A 21,824-nucleotide genomic window follows, 5' to 3' on the forward strand; every position below is an offset into this window, starting at 1 on the left:
TGGAGGCCTCATATGATTAGGATATTAGCGTATTTAAGACCATATCGACTCGTTATTACAGTCGCGTTGTTATTAACATTTGTAGAACTCGCAGTTGAACTATTGCAACCGCTTTTAATGGCAAAAATTATCGATGATGGTATTTTACAAAAAGATCTGTCAGTTGTCTTGAAGTGGGGAGGAATCATGGTTGGTATTTCAATCCTAGCTTTTATTTCTGGAATAGCAAATTCCTTCTTTGCTTCACATACAAGTCAAAGCTTTGCGTATGACATACGAAAAGACTTGTTTACAAAAATCCAATCATTCTCCTTTTCAAATCTTCAAAAATTTGATACAGCAACATTGATTACCAGAATGACGAATGACGTCACTCAACTGCAAAATACAGTATTTATGAGTTTACGCATTGCAATACGAGCACCCATGTTGATTATTTTTGGAATGATTATGGCCTTCCTCGTAAATGCAAAGCTTGCGATGATGCTGATTGTAACGATTCCATTTCTTATTCTTTTTCTTGTCTTTATCATGACAAAAGCGAGAAGGCTTTTCCAATCTGTTCAACAGAAATTAGATTCAGTCAATGGTGTGATGAGGGAAAATCTATCTGGAATGCGTCTTATCAAAGCGTTTGTCAGTTGGAGACATGAAACTCAACGATTTTTTCAAGCAAATGAAGATTTAAAAGATCAGACGATCAAATCGCTTCGCCTAATTGAACTAACTATGCCAGTGCTATTATTACTGATGAATGGAAGTATTATTGCGATTCTGTGGTTCGGTAGTCTGGATGTAAGTTCTGGAAATGTACAAGTTGGGGAAGTTGTTGCAATCATTAACTATACGACACGTATAACTGGGGCACTTGGTGTTTTTTCATGGATTATTATGCATTTTTCTAGAGCAAAAGCTTCAACTGACCGTGTTATTGAAGTATTCGATACAGAAATTGATTTGGTAGAAGCAAACACAGAGTTGAAAAATTTTCCGAAAACAGCAGGAAAAATTACTTTTTCTCATGTTGATTTCGCGTATCCAGGTACAAATACAAAGGTATTACAGGATATTACGTTTTCAGTTCAACCAGGTGAAACCGTAGCTATTCTTGGAGCAACAGGTTCTGGAAAGACATCATTGTTTCAACTCATTCCACGATTATATGACGTTGTTCAAGGAAATGTTCTAATTGATGATGTTGATGTCAAAGATCGCAAGCTAAAAGAATTACGCAAGCAAATTGGTTATGTTCCACAGGAAGCTTTGTTGTTTACGGGGACGATTAAGGACAATATTCTTTGGGGCAAGCAGGATGCGTCATTGGAGGAAATTATGATTGCTGCCAAACGTGCCCAAATACATGAAACCATCGAAAAGTTTCCATTGCAATATGAAACCGTTATAGGTCAAAAAGGGGTAAACCTCTCAGGTGGACAAAAACAGAGGATATCCATTGCTAGAGCACTTGTACGGGAGCCGAAAATTTTATTATTAGACGATAGTACGAGTGCATTGGATTTACAAACAGAAGCAAAACTATTGGAAGAACTAAAAAACTATTCATGTACAACCTTGATTATTACATCTAAGATCTACACAGCTATGGCAACCGATACCATTTTACTTTTAGAAGATGGGAAAATTATTGCTTCGGGAAGTCATGATGAATTGATAGAATCCTCACCATTTTATCAAAAGGTGTATGAAACACAATTTGGAGAGGAGGGACCACAGCATGTCAATGAGAACGAATCGATCTAAGCAAAATCACGGAAAAAAGCCGCAGCAAGCAAAAGACAAAATTGGTACTCTAAAGAGAATTTGGTCCTATTTAGTTGTCAATTATAAACTACTGATAGCTGTACTAGCGATGGTTTTGGCGAGTTCGGGACTTGGACTCCTGGGTCCATTTTTACTTGGTAAGGGGATTGATGAATACATCGTGTCACAAGATCATCAAGGCATCATCCTTCTATTACTTGGATTAGGGGAAGTCTATATTCTTCATTCCTTATCCCTTTGGTATCAAAACTATTGGATGGTAGGCATTGCACAAAATACGGTGTTTTCAATGAGGACAGAGCTTTTTGAACAATTGCATCGGTTACCCATTCACTTTTTTGATAAACGACAATATGGCGAGTTGATGAGTCGTATTACAAACGATATTGAAAATGTTAGTTCAACTCTTAATACATCAGTTATTCAGATATTTTCAAGTATCCTAACTCTTGTTGGAACAGTAGCGATTATGCTCTGGTTAAGCCCATTGTTAACACTAATTACAATGATTATTATTCCGATTATGTTTTTCGGAATTAGGTGGATCACAAAGCGTACTGGAAAGCTATTTAAGGAACAGCAGAGGCATTTAGGAGATTTGAATGGATATATCGAAGAAACCATTTCAGGTCAAAGAATTGTGAAGACTTTTTCACAGGAAGAAACCGTCATAAATGCTTTCTTAGAAAAAAGTGAAAAACTCAAGAAAGCAGGTTATTATGCTCAGGCCTATTCTGGATTTATACCTAAACTGATGAACGTGTTAAATAATTTGAGCTTTGCGATTATTGCTGGTATTGGTGGTGTTTTAGCATTAAATGGTCATATCACGATTGGAACAATTGTTATTTTTGCTGAATACTCGAGACAATTTACACGGCCACTTAATGATCTTGCAAATCAATTCAATACACTACTTTCTGCAATAGCTGGAGCAGAGCGAGTTTTTGATATTTTAGATGAAGAAGTTGAAACTAAGGATGAGAAAAAAGCAAAAAACATGATTCGTATTCAAGGAGACGTTCGATTTAACAAGGTTTCTTTTGCATATGAAAAAGATGGGAATACGATTAATGATGTGACGTTTGAGGTAAAAGCTGGACAATCGGTTGCGTTTGTCGGACCAACTGGTGCAGGTAAGACAACGATAATAAATTTATTATCTAGGTTCTATGAACCAGATTCGGGTTCGATTACAATCGATGGAATCAGTACATCTTTGATGACAAGAGAAAGCTTACGTCATCATATGGGATTTGTCCTACAGGATGTGTATTTATTCCAAGCGTCGATTTTGGATAATATTCGCTATGGAAGATTAGACGCGACTGACGAAGAAGTAATCGAAGCTGCAAAATTGGCAAATGCTCATTCGTTTATTAAGAAGCTCCCAAACCAATATAAGACTATTTTAAAACAGGATGGTAGTGGTATTAGCCAAGGACAGAAACAACTCCTTTCAATTGCAAGAGCGATCCTTGCTAATCCATCTATATTAATCTTAGACGAAGCGACTAGTAGCATCGATACTGTCACAGAAATGAAAATTCAAGAAGCACTGCAACGTTTGATGAAAGGGAAAACAAGCTTCATTATTGCCCATCGATTGAACACGATTGAAAAAGCGGATCAAATTATCGTATTAAAAGATGGTAAGATAGTGGAAAAAGGGAATCATGCTTCATTATTGCAACAAAAAGGCTATTATCACAATCTGTATCATAGTCAATTAGAAAATCAGGTCATATAACCTGTCTAAGACCAGTAATTACCTTTTATATTCTAAGGGCACTCATCAAATGATAAGGCTTAATAAGAATATAAAGGGTGATGTCGAGGAATGAAACACGCAAAAGCTTTAGGGATTAAATTTATCATGATTTCAATTGTACTTCTTTCCCTTTTTGGAATCTTTAGAGGGGCTTCCTTTGGAGAGATTCTCCTAATGAGTATACTCGTAACGGGTCTTGCATACGTTGTAGGAGATTTATTTACATTACCAAGAATGGGGAATGTGGTTGCTACTTTTGCAGATTTTGGTCTTAGTTTTTTTGCCATATGGCTCTTGAGTTATACGTTTATGGATAATACATCTGGACTTATCACTGCTTCAATAGCAGCTGCTGGATTCATCTCGTTAGGTGAAGCATTATTTCATGCTTATATGCAAAACAAGGTACTTGACGAACACGAAGAAACAACAAGACCTATCTATAGGCCTAACTTTCAAACCGAGTTTGCAGAAGAATATGAGGAAGAGACAGAGGATTTGAAAAAGAAATAACCTACATTAAAGTCTAAATTAAAACAGAGTTAGTGTCAGAGTGTAGACAAAGTCGAACGTGACTTTGTCTACACTCATTTTTATAGGAAACACTAGCAGGATTCACTTTACCAGACTGTCTTGAAAACGCTTGTCAGACAAGGCGACCAGCCGATCAAAGACGTGAATAGGAAAGTTGTCTTCATGAGCCGACGATTGAGGCAAGAAACGAAGTATGCGAGCGTCTGTAACAGTCTGAGACTAAATCAAAACAGATTTAGTCTTTTTTGATTTACACAAGGGATTCATGGCATGGATGTTGAATTATTTAGAAGAGAAAGTACTTATTTAAAGAGAGGCATATATTGTGAACATAATAGAAACAGATCCTGAAATGATAAAAAGAATACGAGAAAAGGACTTAGGAGCGATATTACATTGGTTTGAACAAAGAAAAAACAGCCTATATAAATTGGCCTATGTCTATATAAAAAATAATAGCACCATACAAGACGTTTTTTACAACATAATCATGACTGTACATAGTGAAGCGAAGAAACAGAAACGGAATCCCAACATTGAAAGTTGGATGTTCTCGCTTTTTTTTCAAGAATGCAAACAACAGCGACACCATGCATACAGCCAAACTAGATTCGACCAACTCGATGAGATATACAAAGATGCTGTTGTTTTAACATATGTAGCTGGGCAATCAGTTGAAAAGGTAGCTGACATTCTTGAAATCCCAAATAAAACAGTTTTACAGCACATACATAAAGGGATTCAACGATTAAGTGGGGAAGAGGACACTCATTATCAGGATAAATTTCTATCTTATCTTAATCGTACAATTGCACGTACTGATAAAATTGAACTAGAAATTCACCTACACACCTGTCAAAGATGTCAAAGTAGCCTAGCTGCTTTTCAAGACACAATAAATATTCTTTATGATGAAGCTCAATCGATTAACATTCCTACTGATTTTCTGAACGTTGTGGTTAATCGAATCAATAAAGTAGAGGAAATAAAAAGAAAGAAAAGCAAAAAACAGAAACGAATCGGCATTGCATTCACATCTATGATTGCTGTATTTATGATAATTGGGTTTGTGACAAACGGATTTGCTTATGCATACTACTCATGGTTAGGTTGGCAGGGCAAGGAGGATGAAGAACTACTTAATTATTTAAAACGTGGTTTGGGTGAGCCTCTAAATCTTGTTCAAGAGAACAATGGGATAAGAGTAACAATAAAAAGTGCAATTGCAGATGAATTTCAAACTTTAATCTATTATGAGGTTGAAAATCTTAACAACGACGATCAATATGCGATTAATGTGTGGGATGGTGTGATTATACCTGATGAAGTCACAACTCTAAATCAGACGACATATCCTATCAATCAGCTACCAATACAACCCTTAAAAAGTGAAGGTAATATTTTCAAGGGTACCATAAGTTTATTACCTATTTTAGATGAAACCAAAACAATAAAACTCAATATATCAAAGCTACAAAAAATGGATGAGGATTTCGAAAATGCACTTTGGATGTACTACTATGGAACAGAAGGATATATTCATGGTAAATGGGATTTTGAAATTCCGATTGAAAAAAAATCATCGATCGTTCATGAAGTTGACAAAGTTATTACGGTTGACGGAATCCCTATTCAATTCGATTCGTTTATCATCGCTCCAACTGTAACAGTCCTTCACTTTAGACCTGAAGTAACCTCAGATGAAATAAGCCTAAATGAGGTTTATTTTAAAGGAATTAAAACAGAGGAGAAGATAACCAAACCACTGTTATTTGGGTATAGCTTTCCCATTCATAGTCTAGAGGGGGGATATAACGGTTATCATGCAGTTTTCAACACAATGTATTTTGAGAAGCCAAAAGAAGTGGATGTTCTCTTAAATTCGTTGTCATATTTTACGAGCGATAACTACAAAGTAGATATTGATATAAACAAACCATTCCCACAAACATTTGACTACATGGGAAGTAAAATTTCAATCGAAAAAGTAATACTAGGTCAGCCTACGAAAATTGAGATGAAAATGGAATTGAATGAAGGGCGAAAATTTGAATCACTAAGTTTGGAGTTCCTTGATCAACATGAACTTACGCCTACCTCGATGGGAGTGATGGAGATAGATGGAACATTTATGGATCGCAATGGAAAAAAATTAGATCTAGATGAACATACTTATTACTCTTTAATGCAAGAACAGAATATTCCACGTCAATACCAAACGAAGATGATTATTGAGGTACTTAATGATAACTTACTTGAGGAGTTTATTCCTAGCAAGTTACAAATTCAAGGAAATCAGCGAACGACATATTTGGATGAAGTCATCAAATTTCAACTCAATTAAAAAAGCTCAGAGGGCACTGAAAAAGTCCCTTTCTAAAATTGGTGTTGATTTCCGCTGCAGCCACTCGCTTTCCGCGTGCGGTCTGGGAGCCTCCTCGTCGCTGTGCTCCTGCTGGGTCTCCCCTGGCCACGCTTTTCCCGCAGGAGTCTCGTGCCTTCCGCTCCAATAAACATTAGTTAAAAAGGTATTATTTTCTCTGAATTTGAGAAAATAATACCTTTTTTCATTGTATAATGGTTGTATCAATTCTATGTGGGTGGGTTCTATGATTCAAAAACAACAATCAATGACTTTTAGTCCGTTTATGCAAATCTATGATATTGTCGGTCCGCAGGAATATGCTACGGAAAATTAATGAACTTGTGGACTTCTCTTTCGTATATGAAGAGCTTAAGGAAAATTACTGTCATGATAACGGTCGAAATGCTGTCGACCCTATTCGCATGTTCAAATATTTATTGCTAAAGACTATCCATGACTTGTCTGATGTTGATATTATCGAGCGTTCTAAGTACGACATGTCCTTTAAGTATTTTTTAGATATGGCTCCTGAAGAGCCAGTGATTGATCCGAGTTCTTTAACTAAATTTCGAAAACTGCGTTTAAAAAATGTTGACCTATTAGATTTGTTAATCAATAAAACTGTAGAAATTGCGATTGAAAAGGAAATCATCAAAAGTAAAAGTATTATAGTAGATGCTACCCACACAAAAGCACGGTATAACCAAAAATCACCTAAAGAAATCTTAATGGATCGCTCAAGAAAGTTACGAAAAGCTGTATAGCAAATAGATGAAACAATGAAAGATAAGTTTCCTAATAAAACTACATTTGATGCCCTAGAAGATGAAATTGAGTACAGTCAAAAACTTATAGATGTAATTGAGAAGGAAGAAACTCTTGTTCAGTACCCCAAAGTTAAGGAACAATTAAATTTATTGAAAGAAACTGTCGAGGATGATATTGAACACTTACAGATTTCCGAGGACCAAGATGCAAAAATAGGGCACAAAAGTGCCGATACTGCCTTCTTTGGATTCAAAACACATCTTGCGATGAGCGAGGAACGCATTGTCACAGCCGCGGCAGTTACTTCAGGTGAGAAAAATGATGGAAAACAACTTGAGACACTCATAGAAAAAAGGAAAAAAGCTGGAATAGATGTTGAAACAGTTATTAGTGATGCAGCCTACTCTGAAAAAGGAAATATTGAGTACACTGAAAAGAATGAAATAAAACTAGTTGCTAAATTAAACCCATCTGTTACTCAAGGTACTCGTAAGAAAGAGGATGTATTTGAATGTAATAAAGATGCTGGAATGTATGTCTGTAAGGCAGGACATATGGCCATTCGCAAAGCTCAACAAGGTAAAAAAGGCGTAGCTGCCAATCAAGTGGATACCTATTATTTTGATATCGAAAAGTGTAAACACTGTCCATTTAAAGAAGGTTGTTATAAGGAAGGTGCTAAAAGTAAAACTTATTCTGTTAGTATTAAATCAAATGTACATACTGAACAGATGGAATTTCAGGAAAGCGACTATTTTAAAGAAAAATCTAAAGAGCGTTATAAAATAGAAGCTAAAAATAGCGAATTAAAACACAGACACGGGTATGATGTAGCGAAATCCTCGGGTCTAATTGGCATGGAATTACAAGGTGCCATGGCGATATTTACGGTAAATATAAAGCGGATTTTAAAACTATTAGGGTAATAACCCAGGGTGAAATGGTATCATATGCATAAAAAAGACGACTTTTAATTCAAAAAATGAATTTTAGTCGTCTTTTTTGATTTATCAATTTAATCACCTATAAAAAACGTAAGTTTTTCAGCTGCCTCGAACAGTTCTGAGCTTATTTTATATTTTTTCTTTACGAAACTTTAAGTAGTCCTTTTTTACAGCTGGATTTTCTTCAAAAAATTCAATCAAGGTCGTCAAACAATGAGAAGTTTCTTTACTAATATAGTGCTCGAGCTTTTCCACTTCTTCATAGATATTTTTATCTTGAACGCCTATCATTTTTAAGAAATCTTCAAGCATTTCATGTTTTTCTACTAGTTTCTTTGCAGTGGTTGTACCTTTTTCGGTAAGTACAAAGCCTCTATATTTTTCGTAAATCCCGAATCCCTCTTCATCTAATTTCTGCATCATTTTTGTAACAGAAGATGGAAGGACATTTAATGAAGACGCAATATCTACACTTCGAGCGTATCCTTTTTGCTGAATTGTTAAGTATATTTTTTCTAAATAATCTTCCATACTCGGTGTTGGAATCGTCATTACCGCCTTTCAATCTAATCCACCTTTGCTATGTTGCACCCAGAATTTCGCTTCCATAGGGAGTCGCTTTTTGAACATCTGAGGCAAACGCCAAAGGTTTACACTTTAATCTGTAATATCCTTACAAAAATAAAGTTTAACATGATAATCTTATTATATAATGAAATGCGGTTAATTTTCTATTAAATCCTCTGATTCTAGAGGGATATCAAATGTACGATAACCAATTGACGTATTTAAATCAAGAACATCAATTGAAACAATAGCTTTTTCCGGAATATCAATATTAGAGAAAGTGATCAATCCAGTTTTGTCATTTGTTATTTCATAGTATTCTTCGTCTGCTAGATTAAGCCGATATGCAATATCTTCTTTCTTCTCCACTGAAAAAGTTAGACTTCCGTCATTGATTCCTATAAGCTCAGGAGTTTTGAGTTTACGATTTTCATCAATTTTAACGCCTGATTTTTGTTCTAAAAACTGATGGATTTCGGTATTTCCAAGAACATTTTCGAGATTCTGATTCTCATGTTCTGTTCGTAAATAAAATGCCTCGTTTGTATAAATGTCATTAGGGTCAACTTCATTCATTGCACCGTATAAGAGAACATAATCCTCCGCGAAAATTTCTTGTGGGTGCCATTCGTGAGCTGAAATAGAATAATTGAAAAATGAATTCCAACGAACTGGCATATCTTCTAAGCCACGAAGTTTTGCCCACTTGGAAAACGGGAAATGATGTGAAGGAAAATAGTAATAGGCAAAATGATGCCCATATTCATGTGCCAAAGTATCACGGTAATCCCGTGTATCTGAATACAAATCCCCTTTATAAAGAGTAATGCTGCTAATGAAAGGGTGATAGACCCCATTAATACGATCATTTGTAGGGGATGCTCCACCTACTATTCTTACTTCTTGTAAAAGGTTAATTTCCTCACCGTGATTATTTTTAACTAATTCAAGGTACAAGTTTTCTAATTGATTTTCATCCCAGTTTTCTGAATAGCTTAAGAAAAGAATCCCTTCAGGAGATTCATATTTTGCATAATATGAAGAGTCGTAGATGATAGGGTTTAAGCTTAATAGAACTGGAAAACTACAAATAAAGAATAAAAACACCAATACTTTTTTCCCCATTAATCTCACTCCTCCTTGTCATTTTAACATGCTCGTATTCTCTATATCTTTGTTTTATTTTGCCAGATGATAATCGTCGATTATAATGGTGAAAGGATGTTTTGAAACTATTAAATAGGCTGGTGAAGAAAATGAGTCGAGTTGTAATCATTACTGGAGCGGCAAATGGAATTGGAAAAGGAATTGCGGAAGGATATGTTGGTAATGGTGATCAGGTTGTATTAGCGGATATAGATGTCGACGGTGGGACAAGTCTAGCACATAATCTTAATAAATACGGTGAATTTGCTACTTTTATTAAGACCGATGTAAGAAATGAGCAAGATATCATTCATTTAATGTCTAAAACCTACCAAATTTATGGTAAAATTGATATTTTAATAAATAATGCAGGAAAAGGTTTGTTTAAATCACCTTTTGATGTAACGGTTGATGAATGGGATGATGTGATCTACACAAATTTACGAAGTGTATTTCTGTGTTCGAGAGAAGCAGCCAAATATATGAAACATAAAGGAGGTTCAATCGTCAATCTTGCATCAACAAGGGCATTGATGTCTGAACCTCATTCAGAAGGATATGCAGCCACTAAGGGAGGCATTGTTGCGATTACTCACGCTCTTGCTGCCTCATTTTCTGATTATCGGATAACTGTTAATGCAATCTCACCAGGTTGGATCGAAACTGGAGACTATCATGAACTTCGGAACATCGACCATGAGCAACATTTTTCAAACAGGGTCGGAAAACCAGCAGATATTGCGAATGCATGTCTATATTTAACCGATCCAAAAAATAATTTTGTTACTGGAATTAATCTCGTCATTGATGGTGGTATGACTAGAAAGATGATTTACGAGGAGTAACAAAGAGAGGAACCTTAAAGAATATGAAACTTGTATCTTGGAATGTAAATGGATTACGTGCATGTGTAAAAAAAGGATTTTTGAATTATTTTAATGAAATAGATGCCGATATTTTTTGTGTGCAGGAAACAAAGCTACAGGAAAGCCAAATTGAACTTGACCTTGATGGCTACCACCAATACTGGAACTATGCGCTTAAAAAAGGCTATTCTGGAACAGCTGTTTTCACAAAGAAAAAACCAATTTCTGTTACATATGGGGTAGGAGATGAAAACGAAGAGCCAGAGGGACGGATTCTAACATTAGAATATGAAGATTTTTATCTTATTAATGTCTATACACCGAATTCACAAAGAGACCTCGCGAGACTTCATTTTCGTCTTCAGTGGGAAGACAGAATGCGTCAGTACTTGACTGATTTAAATGAGAAAAAGCCAATTATTTTATGTGGCGACTTAAATGTTGCGGTTTCCGAAATCGATTTAAAAAATGCAAAATCAAATCGTGGAAATTCTGGATTCACTGATGAAGAACGAGGGAAAATGAAAGAATTGCTCAATACTGGTTTCATTGATTCGTTTAGATATTTTTATCCAGATGCAACGGATCAATATACATGGTGGAGCTACATGCGAAATGTAAGGGAGAGAAACATTGGGTGGAGAATTGATTATTTTATTGTTTCAGAGAAGCTCAAAGACCAACTAAAAGATTCACAAATCCACTCACACGTAATGGGGAGTGATCATTGCCCTGTTGTTTTAGAATTACAGGAATGAGAAAAATTTCAAGGAATACTTTAAAGATGGACAAACATAGATTACAATAGGAATGCTATCAGTTGGTAGGTGCTTTTAGTAAAGTAGGGAACAGCCTATTCGTGATGGACTCCAAAAAATCTATCGTCGGTTACTAACGTTTTCTATTTTTGACGATCTTTTAGGGGTCTAAACCACCTTTACTCATTTCTTACTTGCGTATGATAGTAGCAGCTTATTTGGAGGTTAACATGGAAAACTGGATTACAGAGTTTATGGAACAATTTGGGTACATCGGGATCTTTCTATTGATTGCACTAGAAAACCTTTTCCCACCAATTCCATCGGAGGTTATCTTGACCGCGGGTGGCTTTATGACAACAAGAACGGGATTAACCGTAACAGGCGTTATCATTGCCGCTACACTTGGATCAGTTGTAGGAGCAGTTATCTTATACGGAATAGGGCGTTTACTTGACGTCGAACGTTTAGAAAAAATTATAGACCGTTATGGTCGAATTTTACGTGTAACAAAAGAGGATATCCATAAAGCAGATGCTTGGTTTGATAAATATGGCTACTGGACCGTCTTTTTCTGTCGTATGGTTCCATTAATCAGAAGTTTAATTTCAATACCTGCAGGGATGTCAAATATGAACTTCTGGATGTTTATTCTATTTACAACACTCGGAACATTAATTTGGAATATCATCCTTGTTTTGCTTGGTGCTGCTTTTGGCGAATCATGGGATACAATCGTTCACTACATGGACATTTACTCGAATATTACATATGCGTTAATCGCATTGGCGGGTATTGGTTTTCTTGTTATCTTTTTTACAAAAAGAAGATCAAAAACGAGATAATAGTGGCTCTCTGCACCTGGAGCTAGACATTTATAAAAAGGAGTACAATATTTCTTATGGATATTATCGAATTATTTAAAGCGATTATTTTAGGCTTGGTTGAGGGACTAACAGAATTTGCTCCAGTCTCCTCAACTGGCCACATGATTATTGTTGATGACATGTGGCTAAAAACGGAGGAGTTTCTTGGAAAGTACCCTGCCAATACGTTTAAAGTCGTCATCCAGCTCGGCTCGATCTTAGCCGTTATTGTCGTATTTAAAAACCGATTTATTGATTTATTAGGATTAAATCGAAAAAATAAGATTGTTCCAGTTGGTGCAAAACAGCTACGATTAACTCATATCATAGTAGGTTTAATTCCTGCAGGTGTTCTTGGAGTATTGTTTGAGGATACGATTGATGAATACTTATTCACAACTGAAACAGTTTTAATTGGACTTGTTATTGGTGCAGTTTTAATGATCATTGCTGACCGGTATAGTGCAAGAAATCCAAATACACAAACTGTTGACCAAATTACGTATAAGCAAGCTTTAACGGTAGGACTTATCCAATGTTTATCATTATGGCCTGGTTTTTCAAGATCTGGTGCTACAATCTCGGGTGGTGTACTCGTCGGATTAAGTCATAGAGCAGCAGCGGACTTTACATTTATTATGGCTGTACCAATTATGGCAGGAGCAAGCGGAATATCACTCCTGAAAAATTTAGAGTATTTTTCAATGGACGCACTTCCTGTATTTATTGTAGGATTCATCAGTGCATTCGTATTTGCTCTTATCTCGATTCGATTCTTTCTACGTTTAATCGATAAAATTAAACTTTTACCATTTGCAATTTATCGCATCATACTTGCAGCGGTTATATACTTCGTGTTTTTATAAAATACAAAAGCATCCAATAATGGATGCTTTATTTTTTCACTTCATAATAGGAAGAATATTGTATAAAATATGGTAATAGTTACAAAATTGTACAAAAGTGCTAGAGGAGGGGAAGGCTAATTATTAGATATAGAAAATTATTGCTATGTGCAGTACTATTTCTTATTATAGCAATTGTTCCATCCATTGATATTTCAACACAAGGTAAAGTGACTGCAAATGCAAACCAAAATCAAGTGTTTAGTCAGTTGAATCAACTAATTTTAAATGAACCCAATTTAAAAGGGGCAATTGCAGGTATTAGTATTCGTTCTGCAAAAACAGGAGAAATTTTATATCAGCATGCAGGGGATATTAGACTACGGCCTGCATCGAATTTGAAGCTTATAACAGCTGCAACCGCTTTATCAACTTTTGGTGAAGATTACCAATTCTCAACAGAGGTACTTACTGATGGAGAGATAAAAGAAAAGAAACTAACTGGAAATCTATATTTAAAAGGAAAGGGCGACCCCACTCTCCGTCACGAAGATTTAGATCTGCTTGCAAAAAAAGTTAAGGAATCTGGCATCGATACCGTTTTTGGAAATATCATTGCGGATGATAGCTGGTATGATGATGAACGATATTCAATTGACTTAACCTGGAGTGATGAAACGTATTACTACGGTTCTGCGGTTTCAGCTTTAACAGCTTCACCGAACAAGGATTATGATTCAGGTACTGTAATCGTGAACGTATCACCTAATAAGAAAGTAGGGGAAAAAGCTGAGATCTCACTTACTCCTTCAACTCATTACCTGAAAATTATCAACAACACAAAAACAGTTACGAAAGAAGAGCCCAAAAAAATTGAGATCATTCGGGAACATGGTGAGAATGTCATTACAATTGAAGGAACTATTCCAGTAAGCGCTGTACCAATGCAAGAATGGATGACTGTATGGGAGCCGACAGGTTATGCACTCGATTTATTCAAGCAAGCTCTTTCCGAACAAGGGATCCACGTAATTGGAACAGAAGGGATAGCAAAAACACCTGAGTCTGCAAAACTACTAGCATCCGATTCATCGATTCCACTACGCGAGCTTCTTGTACCATTTATGAAGTTAAGTAATAATGGACACGGTGAAACATTAGTAAAGGAAATGGGGCGTGTCAAAAAAGGAGAAGGCAGTTGGGAGAAGGGGATCCAAGTTGTAAAAGAGGAGCTTCAAAAAATCGGTGTCGATCCAAGTAATATGGTCATAAGAGATGGATCTGGAATTTCACATGTTAACTTAGTCTCTGCTAACGATATCTCCAAACTTCTCTATTCCGTTCAAAGTCAAACCTGGTTTCCCACTTTCTTGAATTCTTTACCTGTTGCAGGAAATAGCGAACGACTCGTTGGAGGTTCTTTACGCTATCGTATGAATCATTCTGATATAGCAGGGAAGGTAAAAGCAAAAACTGGAACGATAAGAACAGTGAGTTCTTTATCAGGATACATAGAAACAAAAAATGGAGAGGAGCTTATTTTCTCTATTTTATTGAATAACTTAATGAATGATGCACACGGAAAACCGATTGAAAATAAAATCGTCACAATACTTTATGAATACTAAAGAGCAGGCAAATGCCTGCTTTTTAGATTTCTTAGAGATCATTTTCTACATTGATTTATTTACATCCAGCTCCAGCGCCTAGTCTGTTTTCATCATTGATTACGCTTAAAGTAACTATCTAGGAAAAGCTAGTTTTGAATAGCTCGAGATCACAAGCCAATCTGGCACGAAGGTCAAAGAACACGCCTTAATCCAGCTCGTCTTGTGCTTGTCGAACTTACACAGGACAAGGAAGGCTTCGAGAGGATTAGTATCGCACGAACAAGAATGCAAAGTATTTTTGAAGATGTGTTGACATCGACGTTTGCCACAAGACGTTAAAGTAGATAGTCGATCTTTCACTTTAAAGGCGCTTGGCACATTTGATCATTATTCAGCTTTTCCAGCTTCGATTTCGATTGAGATTTTTACCTCATCGCCAACTAAAACACCGCCTGTTTCAAGTGCTGCATTCCAAACTAGGCCCCTAAAATATTATTTCAGTATTATTATCTTTGATTCATGATAAATAACTTCCATTTAAATTATAAAATCTTCAAATCTTTCTGTAAATAAATGTAAAATTTCAAGCAAAACAAATGTCTGAAATGAAAGCAATTAGCAAAATTAGCATAAGACATGCGATATAAGGGGAAAATTAACTTTAATTAGTCTGCCAGTTGATAAAAATGAAAGCCCTATGGCGAATAGAGGGGAATCTAGTTAAGTTTTTAATTAGAAAAGCTTATTTACGTACCTGTAGCAACGTCTTTGTGACCCTCATTGTCGTGTCTAATAAACCTGATACAAATAAACCACAAGACGTGTTTGAGAAAATTTTGCGTTGTTTTTTGAGTCATTGGAGGAATTTGACATGCTTGTTGAAATTTTAATACTTGTTATTTTGATTTTATTAAATTCATTTTTTGCAGCTTCTGAAATGGCAATGGTCTCTTTAAATGATAATAAAGTTAAAATGATGGCTGATAGCGGGGATAAAAAAGCTGTTTTATTGCATAGATTACTTTCAAATCCTAGTCGGTTTTTAGCAACAATTCAAATTGGAATCACGTTAGCAGGATTTTTAGCGAGTGCCTTTGCAGCTGGTAGCTTTGCGTCATATTTAACGAATTGGTTAGTTGATATCGGTGTTCCACTAGCACCAGCTCTTATTGATTCTTTATCAGTGATTGTCATTACCCTTATTTTATCCTACTTTACATTAGTGATAGGGGAGCTCGTACCGAAAAGACTTGCATTACAAAAAGCAGAACAGATTTCGTTAATTGCTGTAAGACCGTTAACGATTCTGTCAAAACTCACAGCTCCTTTCGTCAAGTTGCTAACATTGTCAACTAATGGTTTAGTTCGTTTATTTGGGGTGGATCCAAACGCTGATGATGAAAATATAACAGAGGAAGAAATTCGAATGATGGTGGATGTAGGGAAAGAACGAGGTACTATTCAGGAATCTGAAAAATTCATGATTAATAATATTTTTGAATTTGATAATAAAACTGTTTCAGATATCATGACACACCGTACAGATATCATCGCCATTCCATTAGATTCTACATTGAAAGAAATTATTCATCTTGTGAATGTTGAAAAATATACAAGATTTCCTGTATATGATGAAACCATCGATCGCATAGTTGGAATTTTGCATTCAAAAGAATTATTTAAATTTGTTGATGATTGTGATGAAATTTCGTTTAATTTAAAAGATTTGCTGCGAGACCCTTATTTTGTTTTAGAATCAAAGCACACAAATGAATTGTTTAAAGAATTACAGAAAAACAATATACATATGGCGATTGTTATTGACGAGTATGGTGGGACAGATGGAATTGTTACAATCGAAGATTTAATCGAAGAAATTGTAGGGAATATATTCGATGAATACGATGATTATACGATTGAAGATGAAGAAATTATTCAGCTCGATGAACATACATATTCAATGGATGGAAGGATTAATTTATATGAAGTTGAAGATATATTAAAAATTGACCTTCCGATAGATGATTATGACACATTAAGCGGTTTTGTGATTGGTCAGCTTGGTTATATCCCACCAGGTGACGAACTTCCAGAAATCGACTATAAAAATCATACCTTTAAAGTGTTGGAGATGGACGAAAAACGAATCCTACGAATTAAAGTGATTCTAAATGAAGCTCTGGTTGATAAAGAAGTCGTTAAAGAAACAAATTAAGTATAAAAGAAGTAAAAGCATACTATACCAAAAGGTGCCCTGCGTAAAAAACAGGACACCTTTTTTAAATAATATCTAAACTATCCAAGAAAACTATAATAATAACGACTGGCACAATATAACGAATTAAAAAGAACCAAATCTTCAATAGGATAATTGGTAAGTTACTACCCGATTGCATTTCCTTAAAAAGTTCTGTTTTTGGAAATTTAAAAGACACAAATATAGAGATAAATAACGCACCCATGGGTAATAGAATATTACTTACAAGGAAGTCCGAAAAATCAAAAATAGATTTTCCAAACAGGCTCACTTCACTCAAAACTCCAAATGAAAGCGCTGATGGCACTCCTATAATAAAAATAATAATACCTGAAACCCATCCATAAAATTTTCGTTTTCGAACATCTCCATTCGTTAAGATCGAAACAATTAGCTCGAGCATAGAAAATGCAGAAGTAAGAGTTGCAAATAAAAACAGAAGTAAAAAAGCAACTAAAAAGACCATTCCGAACGGCATATTACTAAATACTGTTGGTAACACGTTAAATAAGAGAACAGGTCCAGCGTCAGGCTTCAGGCCAAACGCAAAAACTGCTGGAAAAATAGCTAACCCCGCCAATAATGTAACAAAGATATTTAATAATACAATCGAAAAGGCAGACTGTACCAAGTTCTCCTTTTTCGAAAGATAAGAGCTATACGTTAACATACCGCATGCCCCAACGCTTAATGCAAAAAATGACTGACCTAATGCAAATAGAATCGTATCTGAAGTTAGGGATGACAGAGATGGTTTTAAAATAAACAAGATTCCCTCAATAGAGTTATCAAGGGTAGTAGAACGAATAATAATCACCACAAAAAGGATAAAGAGCAAAGGCATCATCCATTTATTTGCTTTCTCGATTCCTGCTTGAACCCCTTTTGTTACAACAAAAATCGTAATTAAAATAAACGTAAGTTGTGCAATTAGTACGAGGATAGGGTTTGAAATTACTTCACTAAAGTACATCCCATATTCTATTTCTGTTAAGCCATTTAATTTTCCAATACCTCCGCTAACTAAATAAACGATAATCCAGCCGCCTACCACACTATAAAATGAGAGCAAGATTACATTTGTAAAAAAACCTAAACGACCAAGAATATGCCAATTAGAGTTCGGTGCTAATTCTTTAAAAGATTGTATGGCGTTTTTTTGAGTGGATCTTCCTATAACAAATTCAGCTAATAATAGGGGTAAACCAATTAATAAGGTAAAAATTAAAAATATGATAAAAAAGATTCCGCCCCCACTAGTACCTGCAACATAAGGAAATTTCCATATTGCTCCAAGTCCAATTGCAGATCCAGCTGCCGCTAAAATGAAACTTAATTTTGATGACCATTGTTGTGATTCCTTCAATTAGATACACCTCATTGTTTACTTATCTTTATATTGTCTGATTTCAACAAATAAAATATGAATTAATATTTGCTAATCCTCGTATTTTGCTTTCTACATATAACAACCTTTCGAAAATCATAAATGTTCAGAAAACGATTGACTCTGATTCACTAGAATGGTATATTACGAATAACTAATAACACACATTAACGCTTCTATGCTGTGTCACATTAAAGTAAATGTGTGAAAAAATATTATTCTAGTATAATAAATAGGCACTAGAATAGAATACAGAAGATTGAGGGGGATTTCAATGAAAGGATCAAAAAAATTAGTAGGAGTGTTGTTAGCAGGCTTTCTCGCTTTAGCGGGCTGTGGATCTTCGGATGAAACTTCTGAGAAATCAGAGAGCAGTAACAACAATGAAAAAGAGCAAGTGGTAGTTGGTATTACACAATACGCACCACATACTTCTTTGGATGCAGCAACGGAAGGATTTAAAAAAGCATTAGAGGATGAAGGATTTAAGGAAGGCGATAATCTGAAAATTGACTTCCAAAACGCACAAGGTGAGCAAAGTAACACAGCAACAATTGCACAAAACCTGGTTGGTAACCAAGTAGACTTAATTTTTGCTAATGCAACGCCAAGTGCAATGGCTGCACTTAATGCAACAAATGAAATTCCAATTATTTTCACATCCGTAACAGATCCTGTAGGAGCTGGCTTAGTTGAAGCATTCGATAAGCCTGGTGAAAATATCACTGGTACAACTGATAACCATCCAGATGCTACAAAAACAACAATCAACTTTATTACACAACAATTGGAAGCAAAGAAGATTGGTGTCATTTACAACTCTGGTGAACAAAACTCTGTTGTTCAGGTTGAACAGGTAAAAGAATTTGCAGAACAAGATGGTGCTGAATTAGTTGAAGTATCAGTTTCAACAACTGCTGAGGTTAAACAAGCAGCTGAAAGTCTAGTAGGCCGTGTTGATGCGATTTATATTCCAACTGATAATACAGCTGTTCAAGCATTAGACTCAATCATTGCAGTTGCAAACGAAAAAGACATTCCATTGTTTGTTGGTGAGCTTGACTCGATGAAAGCAGGTGGATTTGCTGCAAGTGGGTTTGAATACTATGATATCGGATATCAATCTGGACTAATGGCAGCACAAATTCTAAAAGGTGAAAAGAAAGCATCTGAGATTCCAGTAGAACTTCCTAACAGTCTACAACTTTTCATTAATAAAAAAGCAGCAGAAGAACAAGGAATTGAAATTAAAGCTGAATGGGAAGAGATTGCTGAAATCTACGAAGGTGAATAAAAATATTGTTCAAAAGGTTCGGTGTTTTGACACATCGAATGAGGAACTTCGACATATCGAACATCGAAGACACCACCTCCTGTGAAAGTTCGCTAGCTAACACTTGCGTTCCACACGTACCTTTTTAATACGCACTAAAAGAAAGGATGATTCAACATGTTTACAGCATTATTTGGAGCATTTGAATCAGGAATCATCTATGCTATCATGGCAATTGGTGTATACCTTTCCTTCCGTATTTTAGATTTTCCAGACTTGACGGTTGACGGCAGCTTCGTTACAGGAGCTGCTGTTTCCGCCATTTTGATTACCAATGGAGTAAATCCCTTTATCGCTACATTGCTAGCACTTGTAGCAGGATTTATTGCAGGTAGTATCACAGGATTACTACACACGGTCGGTAAGATTAACGCACTACTTTCTGGTATTTTGATGATGATCGCCCTGTATTCAATCAATCTACGAATTATGGGCAAATCAAATGTTTCACTATTAAATATTGACACTGCATTTACAAGTGTAACAGACGTGTTTGCTTCATTAGGATTAGATACATTTTTCAATTCTGTGTTAGCCGCAATTGGTTTAGGTGGCAGTCAACCTAAAACGTGGGGCATTTTACTTTTTATGTTAATCGTTACATTCCTGATTAAATTTTTGATTGATATGTTTCTTCGAACAGAAATTGGTCTTGCAGTTAGAGCAACTGGCGACAATAAAAAAATGATCTCAAGCTTTTCTGCTAATACCAATTTAATGACTATCCTTGGTTTAGGCCTTTCTAATGCACTTGTTGCATTTTCAGGATCACTCATTGCTCAACAGGGTGGATTCGCCGACGTAGGAATGGGAATTGGGATGATTGTCATTGGTTTAGCATCTGTTATTATCGGTGAGGCACTATTCGGTGTAAAAACAATCGCAAGAGCAACACTTGCCGTAATTGGTGGAGCCATTATTTATCGAATTGTCGTATCGCTAGCTTTACGTGTTGAGTTCCTACAACCAGGAGATATGAAGTTAATTACAGCTATTATCGTTATCATTGCACTCATTCTTCCAAAAATCCTTGAAGGAACAAGAGAGAAAGCTAGAAGGGCAAAACGACAACAACAGCTAGTTAAAATGAACAGCGTACCTTCAGAAAGAAAGGGTGAGGCCAATGCTACACTTAAATCAAATTCATAAAATCTTTAATGAAGGTACTCCTGACGAGAAAATCGCGCTTGATTGGACAAATCTACAACTAAAAGAAGGCGATTTTGTAACAGTCATCGGTAGTAATGGTGCTGGTAAATCCACTTTAATGAATGTTATCTCAGGTGTACTTATACCTGATGCTGGATCAGTAGAAATTGCGGGTAAGGATGTGACATTTTTACCTGAACATAAACGTGCCAAGCTTATAGGACGTGTTTTCCAAGATCCAATGGCGGGAACTGCACCGAATATGACCATTGAAGAAAATCTTGCAATGGCTTACTCACGAAATCGAACAAGGACGCTACGAAGAGGAGTTACAAAGAAACGTAGGGACTATTTTAGAGAAGTACTCCAAACACTTAACCTTGGATTAGAGAATCGTTTGTCAGCAAAAGTAGGTTTGCTTTCTGGAGGGGAACGTCAGGCTCTATCATTATTAATGGCAACTTTCACTGAGCCTTCAATATTATTACTGGATGAACATACTGCAGCACTTGACCCAGCTCGTGCAGAACTAATTACAAATTTAACAAAAGAAATTGTTGAAAAGTATAACTTAACAACATTGATGGTCACTCATAATATGCAACAAGCCCTTGATTTAGGAAATCGTCTCATCATGATGGATAAGGGACAAATTATTTTAGAGGTTGATGAGCAGGAAAAAGCCAATTTGACAATTGAGCAATTACTTAATGAATTCCAACGAATCAGAGGCGCAAAAATGACCAATGACCGAGCATTACTTTCCTAAAAAAAATAACAAAGCCGCAGAATATTTAATACTGCGGTTTTGTTATTTTTTTATATATGTACATTTAGATTTTTGTCTTTTGAATTTGTGACCATTTTAAATAATAT

The 21,824-nt window shown here is 35.7% G+C and carries 16 protein-coding genes and 2 pseudogenes; 14 read left to right on the forward strand and 4 right to left on the reverse strand.

The window, feature by feature from the left end; all coding sequences use genetic code 11:
* Positions 1-12: 12 nt before the first annotated feature.
* From ACWPVE_RS20020 to ACWPVE_RS20040, 5 genes and pseudogenes are all read left to right on the forward strand, one after another.
* Positions 13-1,761: an ABC transporter ATP-binding protein gene (locus tag ACWPVE_RS20020; protein WP_453996468.1), complete on the forward strand. Its 1,749-nt coding sequence runs from the start codon at positions 13-15 to the stop codon at positions 1,759-1,761.
* On the forward strand, positions 1,736-3,532 hold the full coding sequence (locus ACWPVE_RS20025) for an ABC transporter ATP-binding protein (protein WP_453996469.1): 1,797 nt from the start codon (positions 1,736-1,738) through the stop codon (positions 3,530-3,532). Before ACWPVE_RS20020 ends, ACWPVE_RS20025 begins: the two co-directional genes overlap by 26 nt.
* Before the next feature lie 90 nt (positions 3,533-3,622).
* Positions 3,623-4,066: a YndM family protein gene (locus tag ACWPVE_RS20030; protein ID WP_453996470.1), complete on the forward strand. Its 444-nt coding sequence runs from the start codon at positions 3,623-3,625 to the stop codon at positions 4,064-4,066.
* A 346-nt stretch (positions 4,067-4,412) separates the two neighbouring features.
* Positions 4,413-6,431 (forward strand): DUF4179 domain-containing protein, encoded by a 2,019-nt coding sequence (locus ACWPVE_RS20035; RefSeq protein WP_453996472.1) that lies wholly within the window; start codon positions 4,413-4,415, stop codon positions 6,429-6,431.
* A 265-nt stretch (positions 6,432-6,696) separates the two neighbouring features.
* Positions 6,697-8,146: pseudogene (locus tag ACWPVE_RS20040) on the forward strand (IS1182 family transposase).
* A gap of 147 nt (positions 8,147-8,293) precedes the next feature.
* On the opposite strand, the gene mntR reads toward ACWPVE_RS20040, so the two are convergent.
* Together mntR and ACWPVE_RS20050 are read right to left on the reverse strand one after the other, a co-directional pair.
* Positions 8,294-8,710, reverse strand: coding sequence for a transcriptional regulator MntR (mntR, locus tag ACWPVE_RS20045; protein ID WP_453997656.1), 417 nt, complete (start codon positions 8,708-8,710; stop codon positions 8,294-8,296).
* A gap of 177 nt (positions 8,711-8,887) precedes the next feature.
* A complete protein-coding gene (locus tag ACWPVE_RS20050; protein ID WP_453996474.1) occupies positions 8,888-9,856 on the reverse strand; it encodes a hypothetical protein in 969 nt (322 codons plus the stop codon).
* 131 nt (positions 9,857-9,987) lie between these two features.
* On the opposite strand from ACWPVE_RS20050, the gene ACWPVE_RS20055 reads away from it, so the two are divergent.
* From ACWPVE_RS20055 to dacB, 5 genes are all read left to right on the forward strand, one after another.
* Positions 9,988-10,722: an SDR family oxidoreductase gene (locus ACWPVE_RS20055; RefSeq protein WP_453996475.1), complete on the forward strand. Its 735-nt coding sequence runs from the start codon at positions 9,988-9,990 to the stop codon at positions 10,720-10,722.
* 23 nt (positions 10,723-10,745) lie between these two features.
* The gene (locus tag ACWPVE_RS20060; protein ID WP_453996476.1) at positions 10,746-11,501 is read left to right on the forward strand and encodes an exodeoxyribonuclease III; all 756 of its coding nucleotides are present in this window, start codon (positions 10,746-10,748) and stop codon (positions 11,499-11,501) included.
* 230 nt (positions 11,502-11,731) lie between these two features.
* The gene (locus ACWPVE_RS20065) at positions 11,732-12,346 is read left to right on the forward strand and encodes a DedA family protein (RefSeq protein WP_453996478.1); all 615 of its coding nucleotides are present in this window, start codon (positions 11,732-11,734) and stop codon (positions 12,344-12,346) included.
* Between the two features lie 56 nt (positions 12,347-12,402).
* Positions 12,403-13,233, forward strand: a complete 831-nt coding sequence (locus ACWPVE_RS20070; protein WP_453996480.1) for an undecaprenyl-diphosphate phosphatase — start codon at positions 12,403-12,405, stop codon at positions 13,231-13,233.
* Between the two features lie 119 nt (positions 13,234-13,352).
* Complete coding sequence (gene dacB, locus ACWPVE_RS20075; protein ID WP_453997658.1) at positions 13,353-14,840, forward strand: D-alanyl-D-alanine carboxypeptidase/D-alanyl-D-alanine endopeptidase; 1,488 nt, start codon at positions 13,353-13,355, stop codon at positions 14,838-14,840.
* A 369-nt stretch (positions 14,841-15,209) separates the two neighbouring features.
* Here the strand turns inward: dacB and ACWPVE_RS20080 are convergent.
* A pseudogene (locus tag ACWPVE_RS20080) lies at positions 15,210-15,305 on the reverse strand (YceI family protein); the annotation flags it as partial.
* A 388-nt stretch (positions 15,306-15,693) separates the two neighbouring features.
* Between ACWPVE_RS20080 and ACWPVE_RS20085 the strand changes: the two are divergent.
* Positions 15,694-17,037: a hemolysin family protein gene (locus tag ACWPVE_RS20085; protein ID WP_453996482.1), complete on the forward strand. Its 1,344-nt coding sequence runs from the start codon at positions 15,694-15,696 to the stop codon at positions 17,035-17,037.
* Between the two features lie 64 nt (positions 17,038-17,101).
* On the opposite strand, the gene ACWPVE_RS20090 is transcribed toward ACWPVE_RS20085, so the two are convergent.
* On the reverse strand, positions 17,102-18,445 hold the full coding sequence (locus tag ACWPVE_RS20090; RefSeq protein WP_453996484.1) for a sodium-dependent transporter: 1,344 nt from the start codon (positions 18,443-18,445) through the stop codon (positions 17,102-17,104).
* Positions 18,446-18,740: 295 nt separating this feature from the next.
* On the opposite strand from ACWPVE_RS20090, the gene ACWPVE_RS20095 reads away from it, so the two are divergent.
* The 3 genes from ACWPVE_RS20095 to ACWPVE_RS20105 all read left to right on the forward strand — a co-directional run bounded on the left by ACWPVE_RS20095 (position 18,741) and on the right by ACWPVE_RS20105 (position 21,717).
* A complete protein-coding gene (locus ACWPVE_RS20095) occupies positions 18,741-19,760 on the forward strand; it encodes an ABC transporter substrate-binding protein (RefSeq protein WP_453996486.1) in 1,020 nt (339 codons plus the stop codon).
* Between the two features lie 156 nt (positions 19,761-19,916).
* On the forward strand, positions 19,917-20,948 hold the full coding sequence (locus ACWPVE_RS20100; RefSeq protein ID WP_453996487.1) for an ABC transporter permease: 1,032 nt from the start codon (positions 19,917-19,919) through the stop codon (positions 20,946-20,948).
* Positions 20,923-21,717 carry an ABC transporter ATP-binding protein gene (locus ACWPVE_RS20105; protein WP_453996489.1) on the forward strand — a complete coding sequence of 265 codons (795 nt, stop codon included), beginning with the start codon at positions 20,923-20,925 and terminating at the stop codon, positions 21,715-21,717. The genes ACWPVE_RS20100 and ACWPVE_RS20105 overlap by 26 nt, the downstream gene beginning before the upstream one ends.
* Positions 21,718-21,824 lie beyond the last annotated feature (107 nt).

Source organism: Bacillus nitroreducens, from assembly GCF_964021195.1.

What these genes read in the sequence shown, in the direction of transcription:
- ACWPVE_RS20020 (WP_453996468.1), top strand. Translation starts at nt 13, where the DNA reads ATGATTAGGATATTAGCGTATTTAAGACCATATCGACTCGTTATTACA.
- ACWPVE_RS20025 (WP_453996469.1), top strand. Translation starts at nt 1,736, where the DNA reads ATGTCAATGAGAACGAATCGATCTAAGCAAAATCACGGAAAAAAGCCG.
- ACWPVE_RS20030 (WP_453996470.1), top strand. Translation starts at nt 3,623, where the DNA reads ATGAAACACGCAAAAGCTTTAGGGATTAAATTTATCATGATTTCAATT.
- ACWPVE_RS20050 (WP_453996474.1), bottom strand. Translation starts at nt 9,856, where the DNA reads ATGGGGAAAAAAGTATTGGTGTTTTTATTCTTTATTTGTAGTTTTCCA.
- ACWPVE_RS20055 (WP_453996475.1), top strand. Translation starts at nt 9,988, where the DNA reads ATGAGTCGAGTTGTAATCATTACTGGAGCGGCAAATGGAATTGGAAAA.
- ACWPVE_RS20060 (WP_453996476.1), top strand. Translation starts at nt 10,746, where the DNA reads ATGAAACTTGTATCTTGGAATGTAAATGGATTACGTGCATGTGTAAAA.
- ACWPVE_RS20065 (WP_453996478.1), top strand. Translation starts at nt 11,732, where the DNA reads ATGGAAAACTGGATTACAGAGTTTATGGAACAATTTGGGTACATCGGG.
- ACWPVE_RS20070 (WP_453996480.1), top strand. Translation starts at nt 12,403, where the DNA reads ATGGATATTATCGAATTATTTAAAGCGATTATTTTAGGCTTGGTTGAG.
- ACWPVE_RS20085 (WP_453996482.1), top strand. Translation starts at nt 15,694, where the DNA reads ATGCTTGTTGAAATTTTAATACTTGTTATTTTGATTTTATTAAATTCA.
- ACWPVE_RS20095 (WP_453996486.1), top strand. Translation starts at nt 18,741, where the DNA reads ATGAAAGGATCAAAAAAATTAGTAGGAGTGTTGTTAGCAGGCTTTCTC.
- ACWPVE_RS20100 (WP_453996487.1), top strand. Translation starts at nt 19,917, where the DNA reads ATGTTTACAGCATTATTTGGAGCATTTGAATCAGGAATCATCTATGCT.
- ACWPVE_RS20105 (WP_453996489.1), top strand. Translation starts at nt 20,923, where the DNA reads ATGCTACACTTAAATCAAATTCATAAAATCTTTAATGAAGGTACTCCT.